The organism is Nocardia sp. NPDC060255, from assembly GCF_042727395.1.
Classification (GTDB): Bacteria; Actinomycetota; Actinomycetes; order Mycobacteriales; family Mycobacteriaceae; genus Nocardia.
In genome coordinates this window covers 211101-229389 of sequence record NZ_JBHXAU010000013.1, presented here as the reverse complement: position 1 = coordinate 229389, position 18289 = coordinate 211101, and the positions used below count along the sequence as shown (strand labels likewise).

Below are 18289 nucleotides of genomic sequence, written 5' to 3'. Positions count from 1 at the left end.
CTGACGGAGGACGAGACGATGACTTTTCCGCCGGGCGGGCAGCCGCCGCAGCAAGGACCGCAGTATCCGCAGCAGCCCACCGAATATCCGCCGCCGACGGGCTATCCGCAGGGCGGCTATCCACCGCCACCACCCGGGCGTCAGCCGTCGCGCAAGAGCAAGGCCGGCCTCATCGTCGGGCTGGTGGTCGTGGTGCTGCTCGCGCTCGGCGGCGTCGTGGTGCTCGGTGCCGTATTGACCGCGCACGGGAAGGGACCGCTCGCCTCCGACGGCAAGCGGATCGAGGTGGCGGTGCACGACTTCTACGACACGCTGGAGTCCAAGGGATTCCGGGCGGCCGCGGCCAAGGCGTGCGCGGCGGATCGCGCCGAGTTCGAGGCATTGCCCGAGGAACAGAAGCAGGAATTCGAGTCGGCGACGGTCGCGGTGACCATCGATAAGATCGAAAACATCGTGGTCACCGGCGAAACCGCGACCGCGCACATCGTCGGCAAGCTCACCCTCGAAGTACCGGGTCAGGCACCCGACACCGACACCAGCACCACCGAACACCTGAAGAAGGAAGACGGTCAGTGGAAGGTCTGCTCCGCGGGCTCGGGCAAGAATTGACGCCGCACCAGCACGCATGAACCAGGAAGCCAACGGTAAGTCGTGCTGCGGGCCGACCCGGCGCACCGTGCTCGGCGCCATCGGCCTTGCCACCCTGCTGCCGTTGGCACGGCCGGGTTCCGCTCGGGCACAACCGAATCCGCTGATCGCGACCGATCTGGAGGTGGTCACGATCACCGATCGGTCGGTGATCGTGACCTGGACAACGGTGACACCGGATCCGGCCGGGCGGCTGGTGCCGGTGGACGCCGACGCGGAACTGCGCCTGGCCCCGGCGGATTCGGCTCGCGCGCCGGTTCCGGTGTACGCCGACGCACAGCCGACCCCGTTCCACTACGCCGAGATCGACGACCTCGAACCCGGCCGCACCTACCGTTTCGAGGCCTGGTCCAACGGCGTACGCGCGATCCCCGCGCTCTCGCTGACCACGCTCAGCCCCGGCACACCCGAATGCACCGGCCAATTCAGCACATTGGTGCCACCGCCCGGCCGTCCGCTGCAGACCCTCGCCCTCGCCAACGACGTGCACTACGGCGAAGAGGTCAGCGGCTTGATCGTCGCCAACCTGCCACCCGGTGTCCGCCAGGACGTGCCGCCGTATCCCGAGGTGATGCTGGCCGCCCTGCTGGACGACCTCCGCCGCCCGGACCGCGCTGTGGACCGACTACTCATCGCGGGCGACCTCATCAGCGAAGCGTCCCTTGCGGATTCGCGCGCCGTCCGCTCGCAACTCGACGCTTGGGGCACGCTGGGCAGCGACTACCTCGTCGTGCGCGGCAACCACGATCGCCCGCACGTCGGCCCCGACTACGCGGCCTGCCAACCCGCGCCCGCCGACCACCACGACTGCTGGGCCGAGGCATTCCTCCCACGCCAGCAACTGGTCGAATCAGCGTCCGCCGGCCTGCGCCTGCTCGGCCTGGACACCAGCGAACTCGACGGTTCCGGCGGCACCATCGACCGCCCGCAATTCGACCTCTTCACCGAACGACTACGCGCCGACCCGGACCGCCCGACCCTGGTCTTCGGCCACCACCCGGTCACCATCGAATCGGGCCTGACCAATCTCGCGGGCCCGGGCTTCGTCCTCAACGGCCGCGACAGCGCCGAACTGCAATCACTGTACGAGCGCTCCCCCGGCGTCTTCCTGCACCACAGCGGCCATACCCACCGCAATCGCCGCACCCGCCCCGATACCGCCTGCGCCGTCGAATTCCTGGAAGTCGCTGCGGTGAAAGAATATCCAGGCGGTTACAGCCTGCTTCGCCTGTACGAAGGCGGCTACATGCTCAACTTCTACAAGACCCGCACCGACGCCGCCCGCCGCTGGAGCGCGACCACCAGAGCCGAATACTTCGGCCTACTCCCGGATTACACTCTCGGCACCACCGCGGATCGCAATCACGTTGTGCTGCGTGATTTCTCGGGACTCGGCTGACCGGTCCCGGCGCGCCGCACCAGCCGACGCGAATGGCTCGAGGTGCTCGGTCCGGCCGTGGCGTATGCCGAACCGAGCGTTGCCGCCGGAGGCGACCCTCGAACCCTGTTGGAGCGAGCGGCGGGAATTGAACCCGCGTAAACGGCTTTGCAGACCGTTGCCTCAACCACTCAGCCACGCCCGCCTCGCGATTGATAGTGCCGCGTTCGGCGGCCTCGACACACCCTTGCGCTCACTCTGATTCGAAGCGGTCGAGCGCGCTGTGATCCGAAGCCGCCCTGGATGTCCCCGAACCGCGCCCGCCCGCATGGAATGATCGGAACATGTCTCGGCCACGCCCACTTCCGCTCGACCCGATCGAGGAGGCCCATCGCCAATGGGTCGGCCACGGCTGGGGCGCGGTGGCCGACGGCATGGCCGCGGTGACCTCGCTGGTGCGCGCCCAGCAAATCGTGATGGCCCGGGTGGACGAGGCACTGAAACCGACCGGTTTGACCTTCTCCCGGTACGAACTGCTCATGCTGTTGAGCTTCAGCAAGACCGGCGCGCTACCGATGGCGAAGGCCAGCGCCCGGCTGCAGGTGCACCCGACCAGCGTGACCAACACCGTCGACCGACTCGAAGCGGCGCAGTTGGTCGCGCGGGTGCCGCATCCCACCGATCGCCGCGCGACATTGATCGAGATCACCGATGCCGGAAGGGAATTGGTCGCGCGGGCCACCGAGGAACTCAACACGAAGGTCTTCGCGCTGCCCGGCCTCGCGCCGGATCGACTGCACACGCTGCTACAGCTACTCGCGGAATTCCGACACGCGGCAGGCGACTTCGACACCGGCGACGAACAGGCGCGCTGGTCCGCGACCTAGCCAACACGAGACGACCGTACTGGACGGTTCCCTACACCCGCGGATTGACCACGGGGTAACGGTCCGGCATCCAACTAGCGAATTTTCCGGCCCGTTGTCTTGGCAGCGGGCCCAAAAGGGTCCACCATGTAAACCATGGTGCTGGTCTTGGGGGTATCGGCGGGCGCTGGTGGCGCACGCGCGATGCTGACTCATTCCGATCAGCCACACCTTCCGCCGATCGATCGTTGCCAGGTGCCTCGGCGCGCCGGCGGCGGGATCGAGGAACCTGTTTTCGAGGCCATCCGCCAGATGCGCGGCGCCGCCGATCGGCGCGACGAACTGGTCACCGGAACCGCGGTCACCTGCCGCTGCACCATGCACGCCGACGCCATCCGGACCGTCGCGGGCCGCAACCGCCTCACCATCGTCGACGAGCCGCTGGCCCAGCTGCGCTATCTCCGTTTCACCGGGCAGCTCCCCGACGACGGCTCGGTACTGCTCTACGACCTCGGCACCTCCGGCCTGACCATCACGCACGCCGACTGCCGCAACGACACCATCCTGGCGGGCAAACGCAGCACGGTGCTCGGCGGCGACGGCTACGACGCGCTGCTGCGCTGGCAGCTCGCGCGCGGCGGCGTGCTGACCGACAAGCTGACCAGCCGCAAGCATCGCGAGGCGTTGAGCAGCGAGCGGGTGGTCACCGCGATCGACCCCATCTCCGGCGGCCGCGAGGTGGTCACCCGCAGCGACCTGGCGGAATTGTGTGCCGCGAGCATCCATCACTCGGCGTCGTTCGTGCGTCAGCTCATCGAGGAGAGCGGCGTGCGACCCGAGGCGCTGGTGCTGCTCGGCGGCTGTACCCGCAACCCGAGCATCCGCGACGAGCTCGCGGAATTGATCGACCTGCCGATCATCTACGACCCGGAACCGGACTACGTCTCGGCGCGCGGCGCGGTGCTGCTCGCGGCCGAACGGCACGGCGGTGACGTGCGGATGCACCGCGCACGGGCGGGCGCGGCGCTGTCCGCGTCGCTGGTGCACGGCCCGGTCGACCGCCGCAAGCTCATCGCCGCCGTCGCGGTGACCGCGGCCCTTGGCGCGACCATCGCGGGAATCCTTGCGATGGACCGGCCTTCGGCCGAACCGAGCCACGGCAACCCGTCGACACCGGTGGAGATCGTCGGACCGTCGCCCGCGCATTTCGGCTAGCGCGGCCTTCCCCGGCTAAGTGGATAGGTATTCTGCCGGGGAACTCGCGTCGGCAGGATCAGCGGTTGGTGAATTTCGCGGGACGCTTCTCCACGAAGGCGGTCATGCCTTCCTTTTGATCGTCGATCGCGAAGAGCGAGTGGAACACTCGGCGTTCGAAACGCAGGCCCTCGGCGAGGGTGGTTTCGAAGGAGCGGTTCACCGATTCCTTCGCAATCATGGTGACCGGCAACGACATCGACGCGATGGTGTCGGCGACCTCGAGTGCGGTATCGAGCAGCTCGGCGGCGGGCACGATGCGCGAGACCAGTCCGGCGCGCTCGGCCTCCTCGGCGTCCATGTTGCGACCGGTGAGCACCAGGTCCATCGCCTTGGCCTTGCCGACCGCGCGGGTGAGCCGCTGCGAGCCGCCGATGCCGGGGATGACGCCGAGCTTGATCTCCGGCTGGCCGAACTTCGCGGTGTCCGCCGCGATCAGGATGTCGCAGATCATCGCCAGCTCACAGCCGCCGCCGAGGGCGTATCCGGCCACCGCGGCAATGGTCGGCTTGCGGAACTGGGCGAGCCGGTCCCAGCGCGCGAAGTAGTCGTTGAGGAACATGTCCATGTACGACTTCGGCTGCATCTCCTTGATGTCGGCCCCGGCCGCGAAGGCCCGCTCCGATCCGGTGATGACCACGGCGCCGACCTCGTCATCGCGTTCCAGCTCGTCGAGCGCGGCGATGACGTCGTCGAGGACCTGGGCGTTGAGTGCGTTGAGCGCCTTCGGGCGGTTCAGCGTGATCCAGCCGACCCGGCCCTTGCGCTCCAGCAGAATCGTCTCGAATTCGGTCACTCGGCACCTTCTAGGTCGGGAGGGTCAGGAATATCGGTGACGATACAGGAGGTGGGTTTACGTCCCCCGCTACAACGTCCGAACAACATACTAAAGCGGTTATGACACAACAGGATTGGATAAATCCCTAGCCGACGTCGCCTCGATCACGGGTCAATTCCGTATAGACCCGCAACCCCTCGGCAATCTTCCCGGCCGCATTCTCGAGTTGCTCGGGCGGCAGGTACTTGCCGAACGCGGCCGCGTCGAGCAGTTGGTCACGGACCTGTTCGAGGTTCATCCTGGCCCAGTCCTGGCGGGAGAGTGGAGACACGACTCGAACATACCTCGAGTCGAACGCATGTTCGAGACGTGTCATCATTTTATTGTGCCGCGGTCAGGCGCCCGGGCCGGGGCGATCGCTCCGGTCCCGGATCTCGGTGACGATGGCCGAGAAATCCCGTCCGCCGGACGACTCGTTGAACCGGTTATAGATCTCCGCCGCGAGCAGGCCGAGTTGGCCGTCGATACCATTCTCGCGCAACGCATTTGCGGCCAGACCCAGATCCTTGTTCATCAAGGCGGTAGCGAAACCGGGCTGGTAGTCGTTGTTCGCCGGGCTGGTCGGCACCGGGCCGGGGACCGGACAGTAGCTGGTCAACGCCCAGCTCTGGCCGGAGGCCGTGGAGACCACGTCGAAGAACGACTGGTGGGTCAGCCCGAGCTTTTCGCCGAGAACCAGGGCCTCGGAGAGGCCGATCATCGAGATGCCGAGCAGCATGTTGTTGCAGATCTTGGCGGCCTGGCCGACGCCGGAGCCGCCGCAGTGCACCACCTTGCCGCCCATCACCTCGAGCAGCGGCAGCGCGTCGGCGAAATCCTCGGCGCCGCCGCCGACCATGAAGGTCAGCGTGCCCGCCGCCGCGCCCGCGACACCGCCGGAGACCGGTGCGTCCAGCGCGCGGTGGCCCGCGCCGATGGCGAGCACTGCGGCCGACTTGGCGTCGGCGACGTCGATGGTGGAGCAGTCGATGAACAGGGTGCCCGGCTTGGCGGCGGGCAGCAGTTCGGCGTACACGTCGAGAACGAGTTTTCCGTTGGGCAGCATGGTGATCACGACACCGGCGTCGGCCGCTTCGACGGCCGTGCTCACCACGGTGGCACCGTCTTTGATGGCCTGCTCCTGCGCGGCGGGCACCGGATCGTAGGCCAGCACTTCATATCCGGCCTTGACAAGGTTCGCCGCCATCGGCGCTCCCATGTGGCCGAGTCCGAGGAATCCGATCTTCTCAGTCATTGCTCACCAAACCCAGTTCCTGATCGCCCAATTCGGCGAAGTATGCGTCGACCTGCGCGGTGGTGACCTCGGCGAGGGTCGCCGGTGACCACTGCGGATTGCGGTCCTTATCGATAACTTGCGCGCGGATGCCTTCCACCAGATCGGGCGAGGACAGCGCCGCGATGGAGACCCGGTATTCCTCGTTCAGCACCGTCTCCAGGTCCGGCGCGGTGCGCGCCGAACGCAACGACCGTAGCGCCACCTTCAGCGCGACAGGCGATTTCGTCAGAATGTCGGCGGCGGCCTTGGCGGCCTCCGGCGCCTCGTGCGCCTGCAGCCGGGCGACGATCTCCTCCACGGTGTCCGCGCCATAGCACTCATCGATCCACACCCGCTGGCCGAGCAGACCGGATTGCGGTGCGTCCGTGGCGAACTTGGCGATCGCGACCTCGACCGACTCGGTGCGCAGCGTGTCCAGCAGTCCCGGAAGGTGTTCGGTGGCAACGAAGTAGTCGGCGAAGCCGGCCGCGATGGCGTCGCCCGCGGTCATCCTGGCGGTGGTCAGCGCGACGTGCGCGCCGAGCTCGCCGGGGCTGCGCGCGAGCAGGTAGGTGCCGCCGACATCCGGGACGAAGCCGATGCCGACCTCGGGCATGCCGATCTTGGACCGCTCGGTGACGATCCGGTGGCTGCCGTGCCCGGACAGGCCGACGCCGCCGCCCATCACGATGCCGTCCATCACCACCAGGTAGGGCTTCGGGTAGCGGCCGATCAGCGCGTTGAGCACGTACTCGTCGCGCCAGAAGCGGCCGGTCGGCGAATCCGCGCCGGTGGCACCGCCGGTCGCGTCGGTGTGGATCGCGACGATGTCGCCGCCCGCGCACAGGCCGCGCTCCCCCGCACCGGTGACGACGACGGTGCGTACCTCGTCGTCGTCCGCCCAGGCGCGCAGTGCGTCGGTAATGGCAAGTGTCATCGCGTGATTCAGCGCGTTGATGGCCTTGGGCCGGTTCAACGTGATGAGCCCGAGCCCATCGCGCTTGTCGATCAGAACTTCCGGTTCCGTCATGCCGCTCCTACCACCGCGCGGGCGACAACCACCCGCATGATCTCGTTGGTGCCCTCCAGGATCTGGTGCACCCGCAGATCCCGGACGATCTTCTCCAGGCCGTATTCGGCCAGGTAACCGTAGCCGCCGTGCAGTTGCAGCGCCTTGTTCGCGACCTCGAAGCCCGCGTCGGTCGCGAATCGCTTTGCCATGGCGCACAACTCGACCTTGTCCGGCGCGTCGGCGTCGAGCGCCGCCGCGGCCCGCCACAGCAGGGTGCGGGCGGCCTCCAATTCCGTTCGCATGTCGGCGAGTTGGAACCGCAGGGCCTCGTTCGTCAACAACGGCTTGCCGAAGGCCTGACGCTCCGCCAGATAGGGCACGGTCTTGTCCAGCGCCGCCTGCGCGCCGCCGACCGAGCAGGCGGCGATGTTCAACCGACCGCCGTTGAGTCCGTTCATGGCGATGCGGAAGCCGTCACCCTCCGCGCCGAGCAGGTTTGCCGCGGGCACCCTGGCGTCCTCGAAGATCACCTGACGGGTCGGCTGCGCGTGCCAGCCCATCTTTCTTTCGTTGGCGCCGAACGAGACTCCCGGCGTATCGGCGGACACGATGAACGCCGAGACGCCGCGGGCGCCGTCCGCTCCGGTGCGCGCCATCACCACGTACACGTCGGTGGCGCCCGCGCCGGAGATGAATTGCTTTGTGCCGTTGAAGATGTAGTCGTCACCGTCGCGAACGGCCTTGGTGCTCAACGCCGCCGCGTCCGAGCCGACCCCGGGCTCGGTCAGCGCGTAACTCGCCAGCAGCTCCATCGCCGTCAGCTTCGGCAGCCAGCGCGAGCGCTGTGCGGCATCGCCGTAGCTGTCGATCATCCAGGTCGCCATGTTGTGGATGGAGATGTAGGCCGCGATGGCCGGGCAGCCGGTGGCGAGCTGCTCGAAGATGCGCACGGCGTCGAGCCTGCGCAGGCCCGAACCGCCTACGTCCTCCTGGACGTAGATGCCGCCGAGGCCGAGCGGGCCTGCCTTGCGCAGCACGTCGACCGGAAAGTGTTTCTGCTCATCCCATTCCAGGGCATTCGGGGCGAGGAACTCGTCGGCGAAGCCGCGCGCGGTGTCGCGGATCGCCTTCTCGTCTTCGTCGAGGTTGAACATCCGTCAGTCCATGGTCGGAATGACGAAGGCATTGCTTTCCTTCAGACCGGAAGGCCAGCGCTGCGTGACGGTCTTGGTCTTGGTGTAGAAGCGGAACGAGTCCGGGCCGTGCTGGTTCAGGTCGCCGAAGCCGGAACGCTTCCAGCCGCCGAAGGTGTAGTACGCGATCGGCACCGGGATCGGCACGTTGATGCCGACCATGCCGACCTGCACGCGAGCCGCGAAGTCGCGGGCGGTATCGCCGTCGCGGGTGAAAATCGCGACGCCGTTGCCGTATTCGTGCTCGTTGGCCAGGCGCAGGCCCTCTTCGTAGTCCTTGGCGCGCACCACGGTCAGCACCGGACCGAAGATCTCTTCCTGATAGATCCGCATTTCCGGGGTGACCTTGTCGAAAAGCGTTGCGCCGACGAAGTATCCGTCCTCGCCGCCGGGCACGGTCACGCCGCGACCGTCGATCACCAGCTCGGCCCCCTCATCGATGCCGATCTGGACGTACTTGTTCACCCGGTCCACGCCGTCCTGGCCGACGAGCGGGCCGTAGTCGGCGCCGGGATCGTCGGAGCGGCCGATGTTGAGCTTCTCCACCCGCTCGGTGAGCTTGGCCAGCAGGCGATCTGCCGTCTCCTCGCCGACCGGCACCGCCACCGAGATGGCCATGCAGCGCTCGCCCGCGGAACCGTAACCGGCGCCGATCAATTGGTCGGCGACGTCGTCGAGGTCGGCGTCGGGCATGACGATCGCGTGGTTCTTCGCGCCGCCGAAGCACTGGGCGCGCTTGCCGTTCGCGGTCGCGGTCTCGTAGATGTACTGGGCGATCGGGGTGGAGCCGACGAAGCCGACGGCCTTGATCCTCGGGTCGTGCAGCAGCGCGTCGACGGCCACCTTGTCGCCGTTGACGACGTTGAACACACCCGGCGGCAGGCCCGCCTCGAGGAACAGTTCGGCCAGGCGCAGCGGCACCGACGGGTCACGCTCGGATGGCTTGAGCACGAACGCGTTTCCGGTGGCCAGCGCCGGGCCCGCCTTCCACAGCGGAATCATCGCCGGGAAGTTGAACGGGGTGATGCCCGCGACCACGCCGAGCGGCTGGCGCATCGAGTAGACGTCGATGCCGGTGCCCGCGCTCTCGGTGTACTCCCCCTTGAGCAGGTGCGGTGCGCCGACGGCGAACTCGATCACCTCGAGGCCGCGCTGGATATCGCCCTTCGCGTCGGCGATGGTCTTGCCGTGCTCCGAGGACAGCAGCGCCGCAAGCGAATCCATCTCGTCCTGCACCAGCGTGAGGAAGCGCATCAGCACCCGCGCCCGCTTCTGCGGGTTGAACGCGGCCCACACCGGCTGCGCCGCTTCGGCATTGGCGATGACGGCCTCGACCTCGGCCTTACTGGCCAGCGGCACGCGCGCCTGCACCTGACCGAGATTCGGGTCGAAGACGTCGCCGAAGTTGCCGGAGGCGCCCGCGACGTGTTGCCCGCCGATGAAGTGAGTGAGTTCGCGAACCATCCCAGTCCCGTCCTGATAGCCGACCATGACACCGCAGCGCGGTATGCGGTCATCCTATAGTTGGACGTCCATGTATATACGCAGTGTGACCCATTCCACTCCCGAGTGGGTCAACGCCGCCGCCGACACGGCGACCGTCGCTGCGCGGTTTTTGTTGCCCCGCGCACGGAATGTCAGGTACATCCGTGCGCGGGGCGACAGGAGGTGCGCGGGGTCAGGACTCGGGGCCGAGTTCCACCACGGTGCCGGGGTGCGCGAGGGAGGCGACGGTGATGCGGCCACCCTTGGCCTGGTCGATGATCTGGCCCTGCCAGGCGACGAAGCAGGAGGCGGCCTCACTGTTGTAGGCGTTGGTGAGGATCGGGGCCAGCACCTTGGCGAGCTCGCCCTCGGCCGCGATCAGCTGACCCCGGTACGGTCCGTAATAGGGCAGGATCGCTTGCAGGACAACGGCTTCGACACCCTGGACCTGGGTGATGAACGGGTCGATCGCGGGCTGGTACTGCGCGAGCACCGGGGCGATCTCGGCCAGCACCGGACCCGCGAGCTGCAGGATGGGCTGGTAGACCGAGCCGAGCGCGAAGGCCTCCGAGGAGAACGGGCCCGCCAGTGGGGCCAGCCCGATCAGCGAGGCGAGACCGCCCTGCTGCTTCGGCGCGGGCCAGCCGATCGGGCACGCGGGCTGCGCCGCGAGCGGGGCGGCGGCGAACGGATTGGCCCCGCCCGCGCCGCCGAGCGGCACGGAGCTGTTCGGCGCACCGCCACCGAGCGGGACCGAGCTGTTCGGCGCGCCCGCGCCCAGCGGCACCGAACCGCTGGGCGCACCGGCGTTCGGCGCGGCGCCCGTACCCGGGTTGATGGCGACGACGGCAGGGGCACCGCCCGAGCCGAGCGGAACCGAGGCAGCCGGGGCCGGACCGCCGCCGGGAGCGGGGGCAGGCGCGGCGGCAACGGGTGCGGGCGGTGCCACCGGGGTTTCGGCCGGTGCCACCGGCGCGGCGGGCCGTGCGGCGGCGGCAGGCTGCTCCTGGGTGATCACCACGCTGGTGACGTCGTCGTCCTGACGCACCGTCAACGCGGTGACCGCGACGGCGCTGCCGATGACCGTCAGCGCGGCCACCGCGCGGATGGCACTGGCGAGCGCAGGCCGGGTCGTCGTGCGAGAACTCATCGGACCATACTCCTTCTGATGTCTATTTGACCGGGGCCGCAGGCGAATTCGGCGCGGCGGCGGCTGGTTCGAATAAGCCCTCCAGGTGCCAGACGCCGGTGAAGCCGTTGAACGGCCCGCCGACGATCAGGCTGGTCCACTGCAGGGTGAACTTGTGCGTCTTCGAGTCGTAAGTGCCGGTGGCCGAAGGCCCTTGGGCGGCATCGGCGGTCGGCTTGTCGAACCACTGCTTGGCCACCCAGTCCCAGACCTTCTGCACCTGTTCGGCACCGGCCACCTGGGCGTCCTGCTTCTCCGGCGGCTTCGGCGCGCCCTGGTTGAACTCCTGGTCGTTCCAGGAGGCCGCCCAGGACGACACGTCGGCGGTCAACTTGCCGCCGTCGTTCGTCACCGCGGGCGGCGGCACCCGCCGCTGGGTCTGCGGGTCCACCGGATTGGTGGAGATGCCGAACTCGACGGCGAAGAACTTGGTCGGCTTGGTGATCGACGCGGACAGCGAATTCCCTTGCGCGAAACCGGGGTTCGGTTCGCTCTGATATCCGCCGATGCGCAGGCCGCCCGCCGTACCCGGCTCGAGCAAGGTGGTCGAACCGCCCTGCGCGGGGGAATCGCCGTTGGGCATGTAGGGGCCCTTCTCCGGCGTGCCGCCCGGCTGCACCATCCGGAACCAGGTGCCCGCGACACTGTCGCCCGACACCGAACCCGGCGTGAAACGCAGCAAGCCGACCAGCGGCTCCGGCCCGGTCGAGGCGGGCGCGTCGTCGCCGCTGGAACAGCCGGACACGGCCAGCGCCAGCGCCGCCAAGACGGTGGCCGCGATCATCTTCCGTCCGCTCATCCCGGATCCCCTCCTACTACGTCCGGCCCGACGTGTCGTTCGGCTACGTGTCATTTCCTTACTCCGCCAGGCGATTTCGCGCCGCGTAAGGCAGCGCCGCGCGCCAGCACCCGACTCGGCAATCGAAGGCCCTCCACCGTGGCGGCCAGGACGAAGATGCCCGGCACCAGATAGAAGAAGCCGAGACCGCGAAACGCACCGAAGCCGAGCGGGCGCGTCGAATCGTTCAACGCGACAACGGCATCGAAGTTGCGCACGTTGTCGTTCATCGCACCGATCAGCGCGGCGAAGCGGGAAGTCATCGGCTGCCAACGGGTTTCGAGCGTGGTGATGCCGGTGAGATCGGCCTCCGGATGGGTGGTGCGGACGGCGGCGGTGTACCGGCTGTTGAGTTCACCGTCGGCCGCGACAAGAGTGACGAAGTAGCCCTGCAGTTTTCGGACCTCGTCGTGGGTGAGGATCGGGCGCAGGTCATCGATCAGCGGTTGTGCCGCGGGCGAGGCCGGGAACAACCCGCCGAGCAGCGGCACCGCGATCAGCCCGAGCGCGGCCAGCCCGGCGACCGACCGCCAGACCACCGCCTGCCTGCCTTCCCGCGCGCGCCGATAGCCCAATACCCCGGCACCGACGAGAATCACGCCGGGCAGCGCGAACAACCATGGCAAGGTGCCGAAAGGCGGTACCGCAGCCAGCTTTTCGTAATTCTGCCGATTGTCGTCGATCGCGCCGATCATCCCGGACATGTGATAGTTGATCTCCGGGTAATCGCGGACGAACTGATCGACGCGGTCGAAACTGCCCGGCTGCTGTCCGTTGCGCTGCAACGTGAGCACGTTCGTCCGCGCGTCGTCGAGCACTTGCAGATCGTGCCGATACCCATCGATGCTCGACCGCGTCATATACGGCTCGAACGCGTCGATCATCGCCTCCCCCTTGACCGCTCGGGGAAACATGCCGGTCACGATCGGCGCGAGCACCAGCAGTGCGCCGATCCCGATGATCAGCACGAACGGCCAGCGCTTCAAGGGCCGCGGCGGTGCGGGTTCCGGATTCGAGACGAACTCCGAATAGGTGGGCAGCCCCGACACGGCTGTCACTGCCGTTGCCGACGGACGATCCGGTCCGCGTTGAAGAACACGCCGGCCGCGGCGACCGCGACGACGAGCAGCGTCGGCACCACCCACGCCGGGGTGTGCCTGCCACGCGGGACCTCGACCGTCTTGGACGCGAGCACCGGATCGGTGCGTACGGGCTGACTCTGCGCTACCGGCACGGCGGCGGGCACGGCAGCCGCCGGGGCACCGGGGGCGGGTGCCGCCGGAGCGGCAGGCGCAGGCGCGGCCGGAGCCGGAGCGCCGGGCGCGGGTGCCGCCGCGGGCGCGGCGGGTGGGGCGGCGATCGGCGCGGCCGCAGGCGCGGCCTGGGTAACGCCGCCACCCTGGTACCGACCGGCCAGATGCCACAGCCCGGTGAAGTTGTTGAACGGACCGCCGACGATCTGACTCGTCCACTCGATCACGAAGTTGCCCGAGCCGTCGATGGAGCCGCGCACCGGACTGGTCTTGCCGGGCAGCCCGCCGCCCGGTTTCGGCGCGCCCTGGTTGAACACCTGGTTGTTCCAGGTGACCCCGAGGCTGCTCAGATCGCCGGACAGCTGCCCACCGTCGGAGTACACCTCGGGCACCGAGGTGCCGCCGCCGGTCTGCGGATCGGTCGGATTGGTCGCGGTCGCGAAATCGACGCCGTAGAAGCGGACCGGCGTGGTGACCCGGCCCGACCGCGCATTGCCCGCGCCGTCGAAGGCCGCGGCGGGCTGCGGTTGATAACTGCCGCTGACCAGGCCACCGTCGCTGCCCGCGGACAGTGTGGTGACCGTCTGATCGCTGCAGGCCGAGTCGCTGTTCGCCAGGTAGGGGCCGCCCGCGTCACCGGTCGGCAGGATCATCCGGAAGAAGCTGCCGGTCACCGCACCGCCGGAGCAGACGCCGGGCGCCAGTGCGAACAGACCGTTCAGCGGCGCGGGTTCGGCGTGTGCGAACGGCGCGGCGAACGCCGACAGGCCGAGGGCGGCTACCGCGGCGGTGAGCCGATAAGAGTTCCGTCCCATGGATCGTCCTTTTGGTGGATTTGTGCGGATGGATATCGGATTTAGGGCATCGCGTCCCATCGGAACTCGAGCCCGGACCGGTTGTCGCCATTTGCATTCACGGTGAGCGGAACCCCGATAGCGGACATTCCTGAATTGACCGGGCGTGTGTCACCTGGCGCTGTGATCGGCATCACCGTACGATTAGTTTGACGTCCTAGTATCGGGCGCCAACTGGATATCGCCGGAGGACACCGTGGCCGACAACAGCGCGCTGCACACGCCGATCAACCCCGTTCGCTTCGTGACCTCCGCGGCCCTGTTCGACGGGCACGACGCGGCGATCAACATCATGCGGCGCATCCTGCAGGCGCAGGGCGCGGAGGTGATCCACCTCGGCCACAATCGCTCGGTCAGCGAGGTGGTCGACGCGGTGCTCACCGAGGACGCGCAGGGCGTTGCGGTCAGTTCGTATCAGGGCGGGCATGTCGAGTACTTCGAATATCTCGCCGACGCGCTGAAAAAGGCCGGGGCGGAGCATGTTCGGATATTCGGCGGTGGCGGCGGCGTCATCGTCGCCGAGGAAATCGCGCGGCTCGCCGAATCCGGTGTCACCATCTTCTCCCCCGAGGACGGCCAGCGACTCGGGTTGCCCGGCATGATCAATCAGCTGATTCGCGCCTGCGACGTCGACCTCGCCACCGAACCGCCGGTGCTGGAGGCGATCCTCGCCGGTGAACGTCCCGCCCTGGCCCGCGCCATCACCTGCATTCAGCAGGCCGCGCTGTCCGACGGCGACCGGCAGACGTTGCTGCAAGCGGCCGCCGCGCGGACCGTCCCGGTGCTCGGCATCACCGGCACGGGCGGCTCCGGAAAGTCCTCACTCACCGACGAATTGGTGCGCAGGCTGCGATCGGACCAGCAGGACAAGCTGCGCGTCGCCATTCTCGCGGTGGACCCGACCCGGCGCCGCGGCGGCGGTGCGCTGCTCGGCGACCGCATCCGGATGAACGCCCTCGACGGCCACCACATCTTCTTCCGGTCACTGGCCACCAGGGGCGGCCGTGAACTGCCGAACAATATCGAGCTGATCGTGACCGCCTGCAAGGCAGCGGGTTACGACCTGGTGATCCTGGAGACGCCGGGCATCGGCCAGGGCGACGCCGCGGTCACCGACCACGTCGATGTGTCCATGTATGTGATGACACCGGAGTTCGGCGCCGCCTCCCAGCTGGAGAAGATCGACATGCTGGATTTCGCGGATGTGGTGGCGATCAACAAGTTCGAACGCCGCGGTGCCGCCGACGCGTTGCGGGATGTGTCGCGTCAGCTGATCCGTAATCGGGAGGAGTTCACCGCGTCGCCGGAGGACATGCCCGTATTCGGCACGAGTGCGGCGACTTTCAACGACGACGGCGTCACCGCGCTGTATCAGCACCTGGCCGGACTGCTGGCCAAGCGTGGCCTGCGGCTGGAAGAAGGCGCGCTGCCCAGGGTGAACACCCGCGCGTCAACGAGATTCGCGCAGATCATTCCGCCCGCGCGGGTGCGCTACCTGGCCGAGATCGCCGAGACCGTGCGTGACTATCACGCGGCCACGGCCGCGCAAATCGTCGCCGCACAACGGGTACAGCGGGTCGAACAGGTCGCCGCGGAACTGCCCGCGGACCAGGCGGTAGCCGAGCTCGCCACGAAAGCCAGGGCCGCGCTGACCGCCGAGAACGCGGCGCTGCTCGCCGAATGGCCCGCGCTGGCCGAAACCTACCGCGGTGACGAGCAGGTGGTGCGGATACGTGACCGCGAGATCCGCACGCCGCTGCGCCGGGAAACGCTGTCCGGCAACTCGATTCCGCGGGTCGCGCTGCCCCGGTTCACCGATCACGGTGAGCTGCTTCGCTTTCTGCGCGCGGAGAACCTGCCCGGCCGCTTCCCGTTCACTGCGGGTGTCTTCCCGTTCAAGCGGGACAACGAGGATCCGGCCAGGATGTTCGCGGGCGAGGGCGACCCGTTCCGCACCAACCGGCGCTTCAAGGTGCTCAGCGAATACGCCGACGCGAAAAGGCTGTCCACCGCGTTCGATTCGGTGACGCTCTACGGTCACGATCCCGCCGAACGCCCGGATATCTACGGCAAGGTCGGCACCTCGGGCGTTTCGATCGCCTCGCTCGACGACATGAAGGCGCTCTACGACGGATTCGACCTGACCGCGCCGACCACCTCGGTATCGATGACGATCAACGGCCCGGCTCCCACCATCCTGGCCTATTTCCTGAATACCGCGATCGACCAAGCGCTGGAACGTTTCTCGGCCGTCGAGGGACGGGCGCCGACCGCCGGCGAGGCCGCCGATATCCGCGCGCAGACCTTGGCAACGGTGCGCGGCACGGTGCAGGCCGACATCCTCAAGGAGGACCAGGGCCAGAACACCTGCATCTTCTCCACCGAATTCAGCCTGCGCATGATGGCCGATATCCAGGAATGGTTCGTGCGCAACAGCGTTCGCAATTTCTACTCGGTCTCGATTTCCGGCTATCACATCGCCGAGGCCGGCGCGAACCCGATCAGCCAGCTCGCCTTCACCCTCAGCAACGGATTCACCTATGTGGAGGCCTATCTCGCGCGTGGGATGCGGATCGATGACTTCGCGCCGAACCTGTCGTTCTTCTTCTCCAACGGCATGGACCCCGAATACTCGGTGATCGGCCGGGTGGCCCGGCGGATCTGGGCCGTCGCCATGCGAGATCGCTACGGCGCCAACGACCGTTCGCAGAAGCTGAAGTACCACGTGCAGACCTCCGGTCGCTCGCTGCACGCGCAGGAGATGAACTTCAACGACATTCGCACCACGCTGCAGGCGCTCATCGCCATCTACGACAACTGCAACAGCCTGCACACCAACGCCTACGACGAGGCGGTGACCACCCCCACCGAGGAATCGGTGCGCCGCGCGCTGGCCATCCAGCTGATCATCAACCGCGAGTGGGGCCTGGCGATGAACGAAAACCCGTTGCAGGGCAGCTTTCTCATCGATGAACTCACCGACCTGGTGGAGGAGGCGGTGCTGGCCGAGTTCGACCGGATCAGCGAACGCGGCGGCGTGCTCGGCGCGATGGAGACCGGGTACCAGCGCGGCAAGATCCAGGACGAGTCCATCCGCTACGAGCACCGCAAGCACGACGGCTCGCTGCCCATCGTCGGCGTCAACACCTTCCGCAACCCGCACGGCGAACCAAAGCACGACATCGAATTGGCCCGCGGCACCGAGGCGGAAAAGCAGTCCCAACTCACCAGGGTCCGCGAATTCCAGCACCGGCACCGCGATCCCGCCCACGACGCCCTGACCCGCCTGGAAGCCGTCGCCCGCACCGACGACAACATCTTCGAGGTCCTGATGGACGCCGCCCGCGTCTGCACCCTCCAACAGATCACCGACACCTTCTTCACCGTAGGCGGCCAATACCGCCGCAACGTGTGAGGTAGCGGCTCAGAAGATCCGCACCTCGGGGACGGTCTGCATCAGCTGCGCCCACTCCGGGTATTTCGCCAGCTTCGCCTCGTGCAGCGCCATGATCTTGTCGCGCAGGCCGGGATCCGGCTCGTCCGAAACGTCAGGCCCGATCGCGATTTTCGCGACATGCGGAATGATCCTCGGATCGCCGTCGAGGTGCACCGGGTCGTGCATGTACCGCTCCAGCGCCGCCAGGTCCTCGATGCCCACGCAGTAGGCATGGGTCAGGCCTTCGGAGGCATCGCCGAGGTTCTGACCGACAGTCGAGAACGAGACGGACTCCATCGACGCCGTGCGCCGCATCGTCGCGAGCACCTCGGCCTTCTGCTCGTCCGTCGTCTCGTGGCCGAAACCCTCGCGATCGCCGATCGGCTCAGGAGCCCCGACGACGATCTGCGTGCGGCACTGACAGACGTGGCCACCGACCTGCTCCGGGTGTGCGCTGGTGAACGGGCCCGCGCGCTCCGCGCACTGACCTACGCACAGCTCGCGGCCTTCCCCGACCTCACCGACGTTGTGCTGGAACGCACTTCGCAGCAGATCGCGGAGGCGCTGGCCGACCGGCTGGCGCGACTCGCCCTGTCCGGCAGCCTGCGGATCACCGACCCGGCGCAGGCCGCCGAGCAATTGCTCGCGCTGCTCACCGCGCCGCTGGAAGCCCGTTCCCGGCTCGGCACTCGCCCGGTCTCCGACGCCGAGCTCCGGCGGATCGCCGACGCGGCCGTCCATACTTTCCTGGCCGCGTTCGGATCCGGCTGAATGCTGACCCGGCGCACCA

The 18289-nt window shown here is 67.9% G+C and carries 17 protein-coding genes and 1 tRNA gene; 6 read left to right on the top strand and 12 right to left on the bottom strand.

Annotated elements, in window-relative coordinates; all coding sequences use genetic code 11:
* Positions 1-18 precede the first annotated feature (18 nt).
* Complete coding sequence (locus ACFWF1_RS24365; protein WP_379286317.1) at positions 19-609, top strand: hypothetical protein; 591 nt, start codon at positions 19-21, stop codon at positions 607-609.
* A 16-nt stretch (positions 610-625) separates the two neighbouring features.
* Positions 626-2047: a metallophosphoesterase gene (locus ACFWF1_RS24360; RefSeq protein WP_379286319.1), complete on the top strand. Its 1422-nt coding sequence runs from the start codon at positions 626-628 to the stop codon at positions 2045-2047.
* 109 nt (positions 2048-2156) lie between these two features.
* On the opposite strand, the gene ACFWF1_RS24355 is transcribed toward ACFWF1_RS24360, so the two are convergent.
* Positions 2157-2231 (bottom strand) — tRNA-Cys (locus tag ACFWF1_RS24355).
* 139 nt (positions 2232-2370) lie between these two features.
* On the opposite strand from ACFWF1_RS24355, the gene ACFWF1_RS24350 reads away from it, so the two are divergent.
* Positions 2371-2913: a MarR family winged helix-turn-helix transcriptional regulator gene (locus ACFWF1_RS24350; RefSeq protein ID WP_379286321.1), complete on the top strand. Its 543-nt coding sequence runs from the start codon at positions 2371-2373 to the stop codon at positions 2911-2913.
* A 234-nt stretch (positions 2914-3147) separates the two neighbouring features.
* Positions 3148-4107 carry an Hsp70 family protein gene (locus tag ACFWF1_RS24345; RefSeq protein WP_379286322.1) on the top strand — a complete coding sequence of 320 codons (960 nt, stop codon included), beginning with the start codon at positions 3148-3150 and terminating at the stop codon, positions 4105-4107.
* A 58-nt stretch (positions 4108-4165) separates the two neighbouring features.
* Here ACFWF1_RS24345 and ACFWF1_RS24340 read toward each other — a convergent pair whose 3' ends face one another.
* The 10 genes from ACFWF1_RS24340 to ACFWF1_RS24295 all read right to left on the bottom strand — a co-directional run bounded on the left by ACFWF1_RS24340 (position 4166) and on the right by ACFWF1_RS24295 (position 14024).
* A complete protein-coding gene (locus tag ACFWF1_RS24340; RefSeq protein WP_357386746.1) occupies positions 4166-4942 on the bottom strand; it encodes an enoyl-CoA hydratase in 777 nt (258 codons plus the stop codon).
* Between the two features lie 127 nt (positions 4943-5069).
* The gene (locus tag ACFWF1_RS24335) at positions 5070-5255 is read right to left on the bottom strand and encodes a DUF6374 family protein (RefSeq protein WP_357386744.1); all 186 of its coding nucleotides are present in this window, start codon (positions 5253-5255) and stop codon (positions 5070-5072) included.
* A 63-nt stretch (positions 5256-5318) separates the two neighbouring features.
* Complete coding sequence (mmsB, locus tag ACFWF1_RS24330) at positions 5319-6218, bottom strand: 3-hydroxyisobutyrate dehydrogenase (RefSeq protein WP_379286325.1); 900 nt, start codon at positions 6216-6218, stop codon at positions 5319-5321.
* Positions 6211-7269 (bottom strand): enoyl-CoA hydratase/isomerase family protein, encoded by a 1059-nt coding sequence (locus ACFWF1_RS24325; RefSeq protein WP_379286327.1) that lies wholly within the window; start codon positions 7267-7269, stop codon positions 6211-6213. The genes mmsB and ACFWF1_RS24325 overlap by 8 nt, the downstream gene beginning before the upstream one ends.
* On the bottom strand, positions 7266-8405 hold the full coding sequence (locus tag ACFWF1_RS24320) for an acyl-CoA dehydrogenase family protein (protein ID WP_379286328.1): 1140 nt from the start codon (positions 8403-8405) through the stop codon (positions 7266-7268). The genes ACFWF1_RS24325 and ACFWF1_RS24320 overlap by 4 nt, the downstream gene beginning before the upstream one ends.
* A gap of 3 nt (positions 8406-8408) precedes the next feature.
* A complete protein-coding gene (locus tag ACFWF1_RS24315; RefSeq protein WP_379286330.1) occupies positions 8409-9908 on the bottom strand; it encodes a CoA-acylating methylmalonate-semialdehyde dehydrogenase in 1500 nt (499 codons plus the stop codon).
* A 214-nt stretch (positions 9909-10122) separates the two neighbouring features.
* The gene (locus ACFWF1_RS24310; protein WP_379286332.1) at positions 10123-11079 is read right to left on the bottom strand and encodes a hypothetical protein; all 957 of its coding nucleotides are present in this window, start codon (positions 11077-11079) and stop codon (positions 10123-10125) included.
* A gap of 22 nt (positions 11080-11101) precedes the next feature.
* Positions 11102-11917: a hypothetical protein gene (locus ACFWF1_RS24305; protein WP_379286334.1), complete on the bottom strand. Its 816-nt coding sequence runs from the start codon at positions 11915-11917 to the stop codon at positions 11102-11104.
* Positions 11918-11967: 50 nt separating this feature from the next.
* Positions 11968-13014: a hypothetical protein gene (locus ACFWF1_RS24300; protein ID WP_379286335.1), complete on the bottom strand. Its 1047-nt coding sequence runs from the start codon at positions 13012-13014 to the stop codon at positions 11968-11970.
* Positions 13011-14024: a hypothetical protein gene (locus ACFWF1_RS24295; RefSeq protein ID WP_379286336.1), complete on the bottom strand. Its 1014-nt coding sequence runs from the start codon at positions 14022-14024 to the stop codon at positions 13011-13013. The genes ACFWF1_RS24300 and ACFWF1_RS24295 overlap by 4 nt, the downstream gene beginning before the upstream one ends.
* Before the next feature lie 235 nt (positions 14025-14259).
* Here ACFWF1_RS24295 and icmF point away from each other — a divergent pair, with 235 nt between their 5' ends.
* Entirely contained in the window at positions 14260-17478 is a 3219-nt protein-coding gene (gene icmF, locus ACFWF1_RS24290) for a fused isobutyryl-CoA mutase/GTPase IcmF (RefSeq protein ID WP_379286337.1), read from the top strand.
* Positions 17479-17487: 9 nt separating this feature from the next.
* Here icmF and ACFWF1_RS24285 read toward each other — a convergent pair whose 3' ends face one another.
* Positions 17488-17814: a Dabb family protein gene (locus ACFWF1_RS24285; RefSeq protein ID WP_379286339.1), complete on the bottom strand. Its 327-nt coding sequence runs from the start codon at positions 17812-17814 to the stop codon at positions 17488-17490.
* 39 nt (positions 17815-17853) lie between these two features.
* On the opposite strand from ACFWF1_RS24285, the gene ACFWF1_RS24280 reads away from it, so the two are divergent.
* Positions 17854-18270 (top strand): TetR/AcrR family transcriptional regulator C-terminal domain-containing protein, encoded by a 417-nt coding sequence (locus tag ACFWF1_RS24280; protein WP_379286341.1) that lies wholly within the window; start codon positions 17854-17856, stop codon positions 18268-18270.
* Positions 18271-18289: the final 19 nt, after the last annotated feature.

Bases quoted from the DNA above. Each gene is read 5' to 3' on its own strand.
- ACFWF1_RS24350 (WP_379286321.1), top strand. From the start codon at position 2,371: ATGTCTCGGCCACGCCCACTTCCGCTCGACCCGATCGAGGAGGCCCAT.
- ACFWF1_RS24305 (WP_379286334.1), bottom strand. From the start codon at position 11,917: ATGAGCGGACGGAAGATGATCGCGGCCACCGTCTTGGCGGCGCTGGCG.
- ACFWF1_RS24285 (WP_379286339.1), bottom strand. From the start codon at position 17,814: ATGCGGCGCACGGCGTCGATGGAGTCCGTCTCGTTCTCGACTGTCGGT.
- ACFWF1_RS24310 (WP_379286332.1), bottom strand. From the start codon at position 11,079: ATGAGTTCTCGCACGACGACCCGGCCTGCGCTCGCCAGTGCCATCCGC.
- ACFWF1_RS24360 (WP_379286319.1), top strand. From the start codon at position 626: ATGAACCAGGAAGCCAACGGTAAGTCGTGCTGCGGGCCGACCCGGCGC.
- ACFWF1_RS24365 (WP_379286317.1), top strand. From the start codon at position 19: ATGACTTTTCCGCCGGGCGGGCAGCCGCCGCAGCAAGGACCGCAGTAT.
- ACFWF1_RS24320 (WP_379286328.1), bottom strand. From the start codon at position 8,405: ATGTTCAACCTCGACGAAGACGAGAAGGCGATCCGCGACACCGCGCGC.
- ACFWF1_RS24315 (WP_379286330.1), bottom strand. From the start codon at position 9,908: ATGGTTCGCGAACTCACTCACTTCATCGGCGGGCAACACGTCGCGGGC.
- mmsB (WP_379286325.1), bottom strand. From the start codon at position 6,218: ATGACTGAGAAGATCGGATTCCTCGGACTCGGCCACATGGGAGCGCCG.
- ACFWF1_RS24325 (WP_379286327.1), bottom strand. From the start codon at position 7,269: ATGACGGAACCGGAAGTTCTGATCGACAAGCGCGATGGGCTCGGGCTC.
- ACFWF1_RS24295 (WP_379286336.1), bottom strand. From the start codon at position 14,024: ATGGGACGGAACTCTTATCGGCTCACCGCCGCGGTAGCCGCCCTCGGC.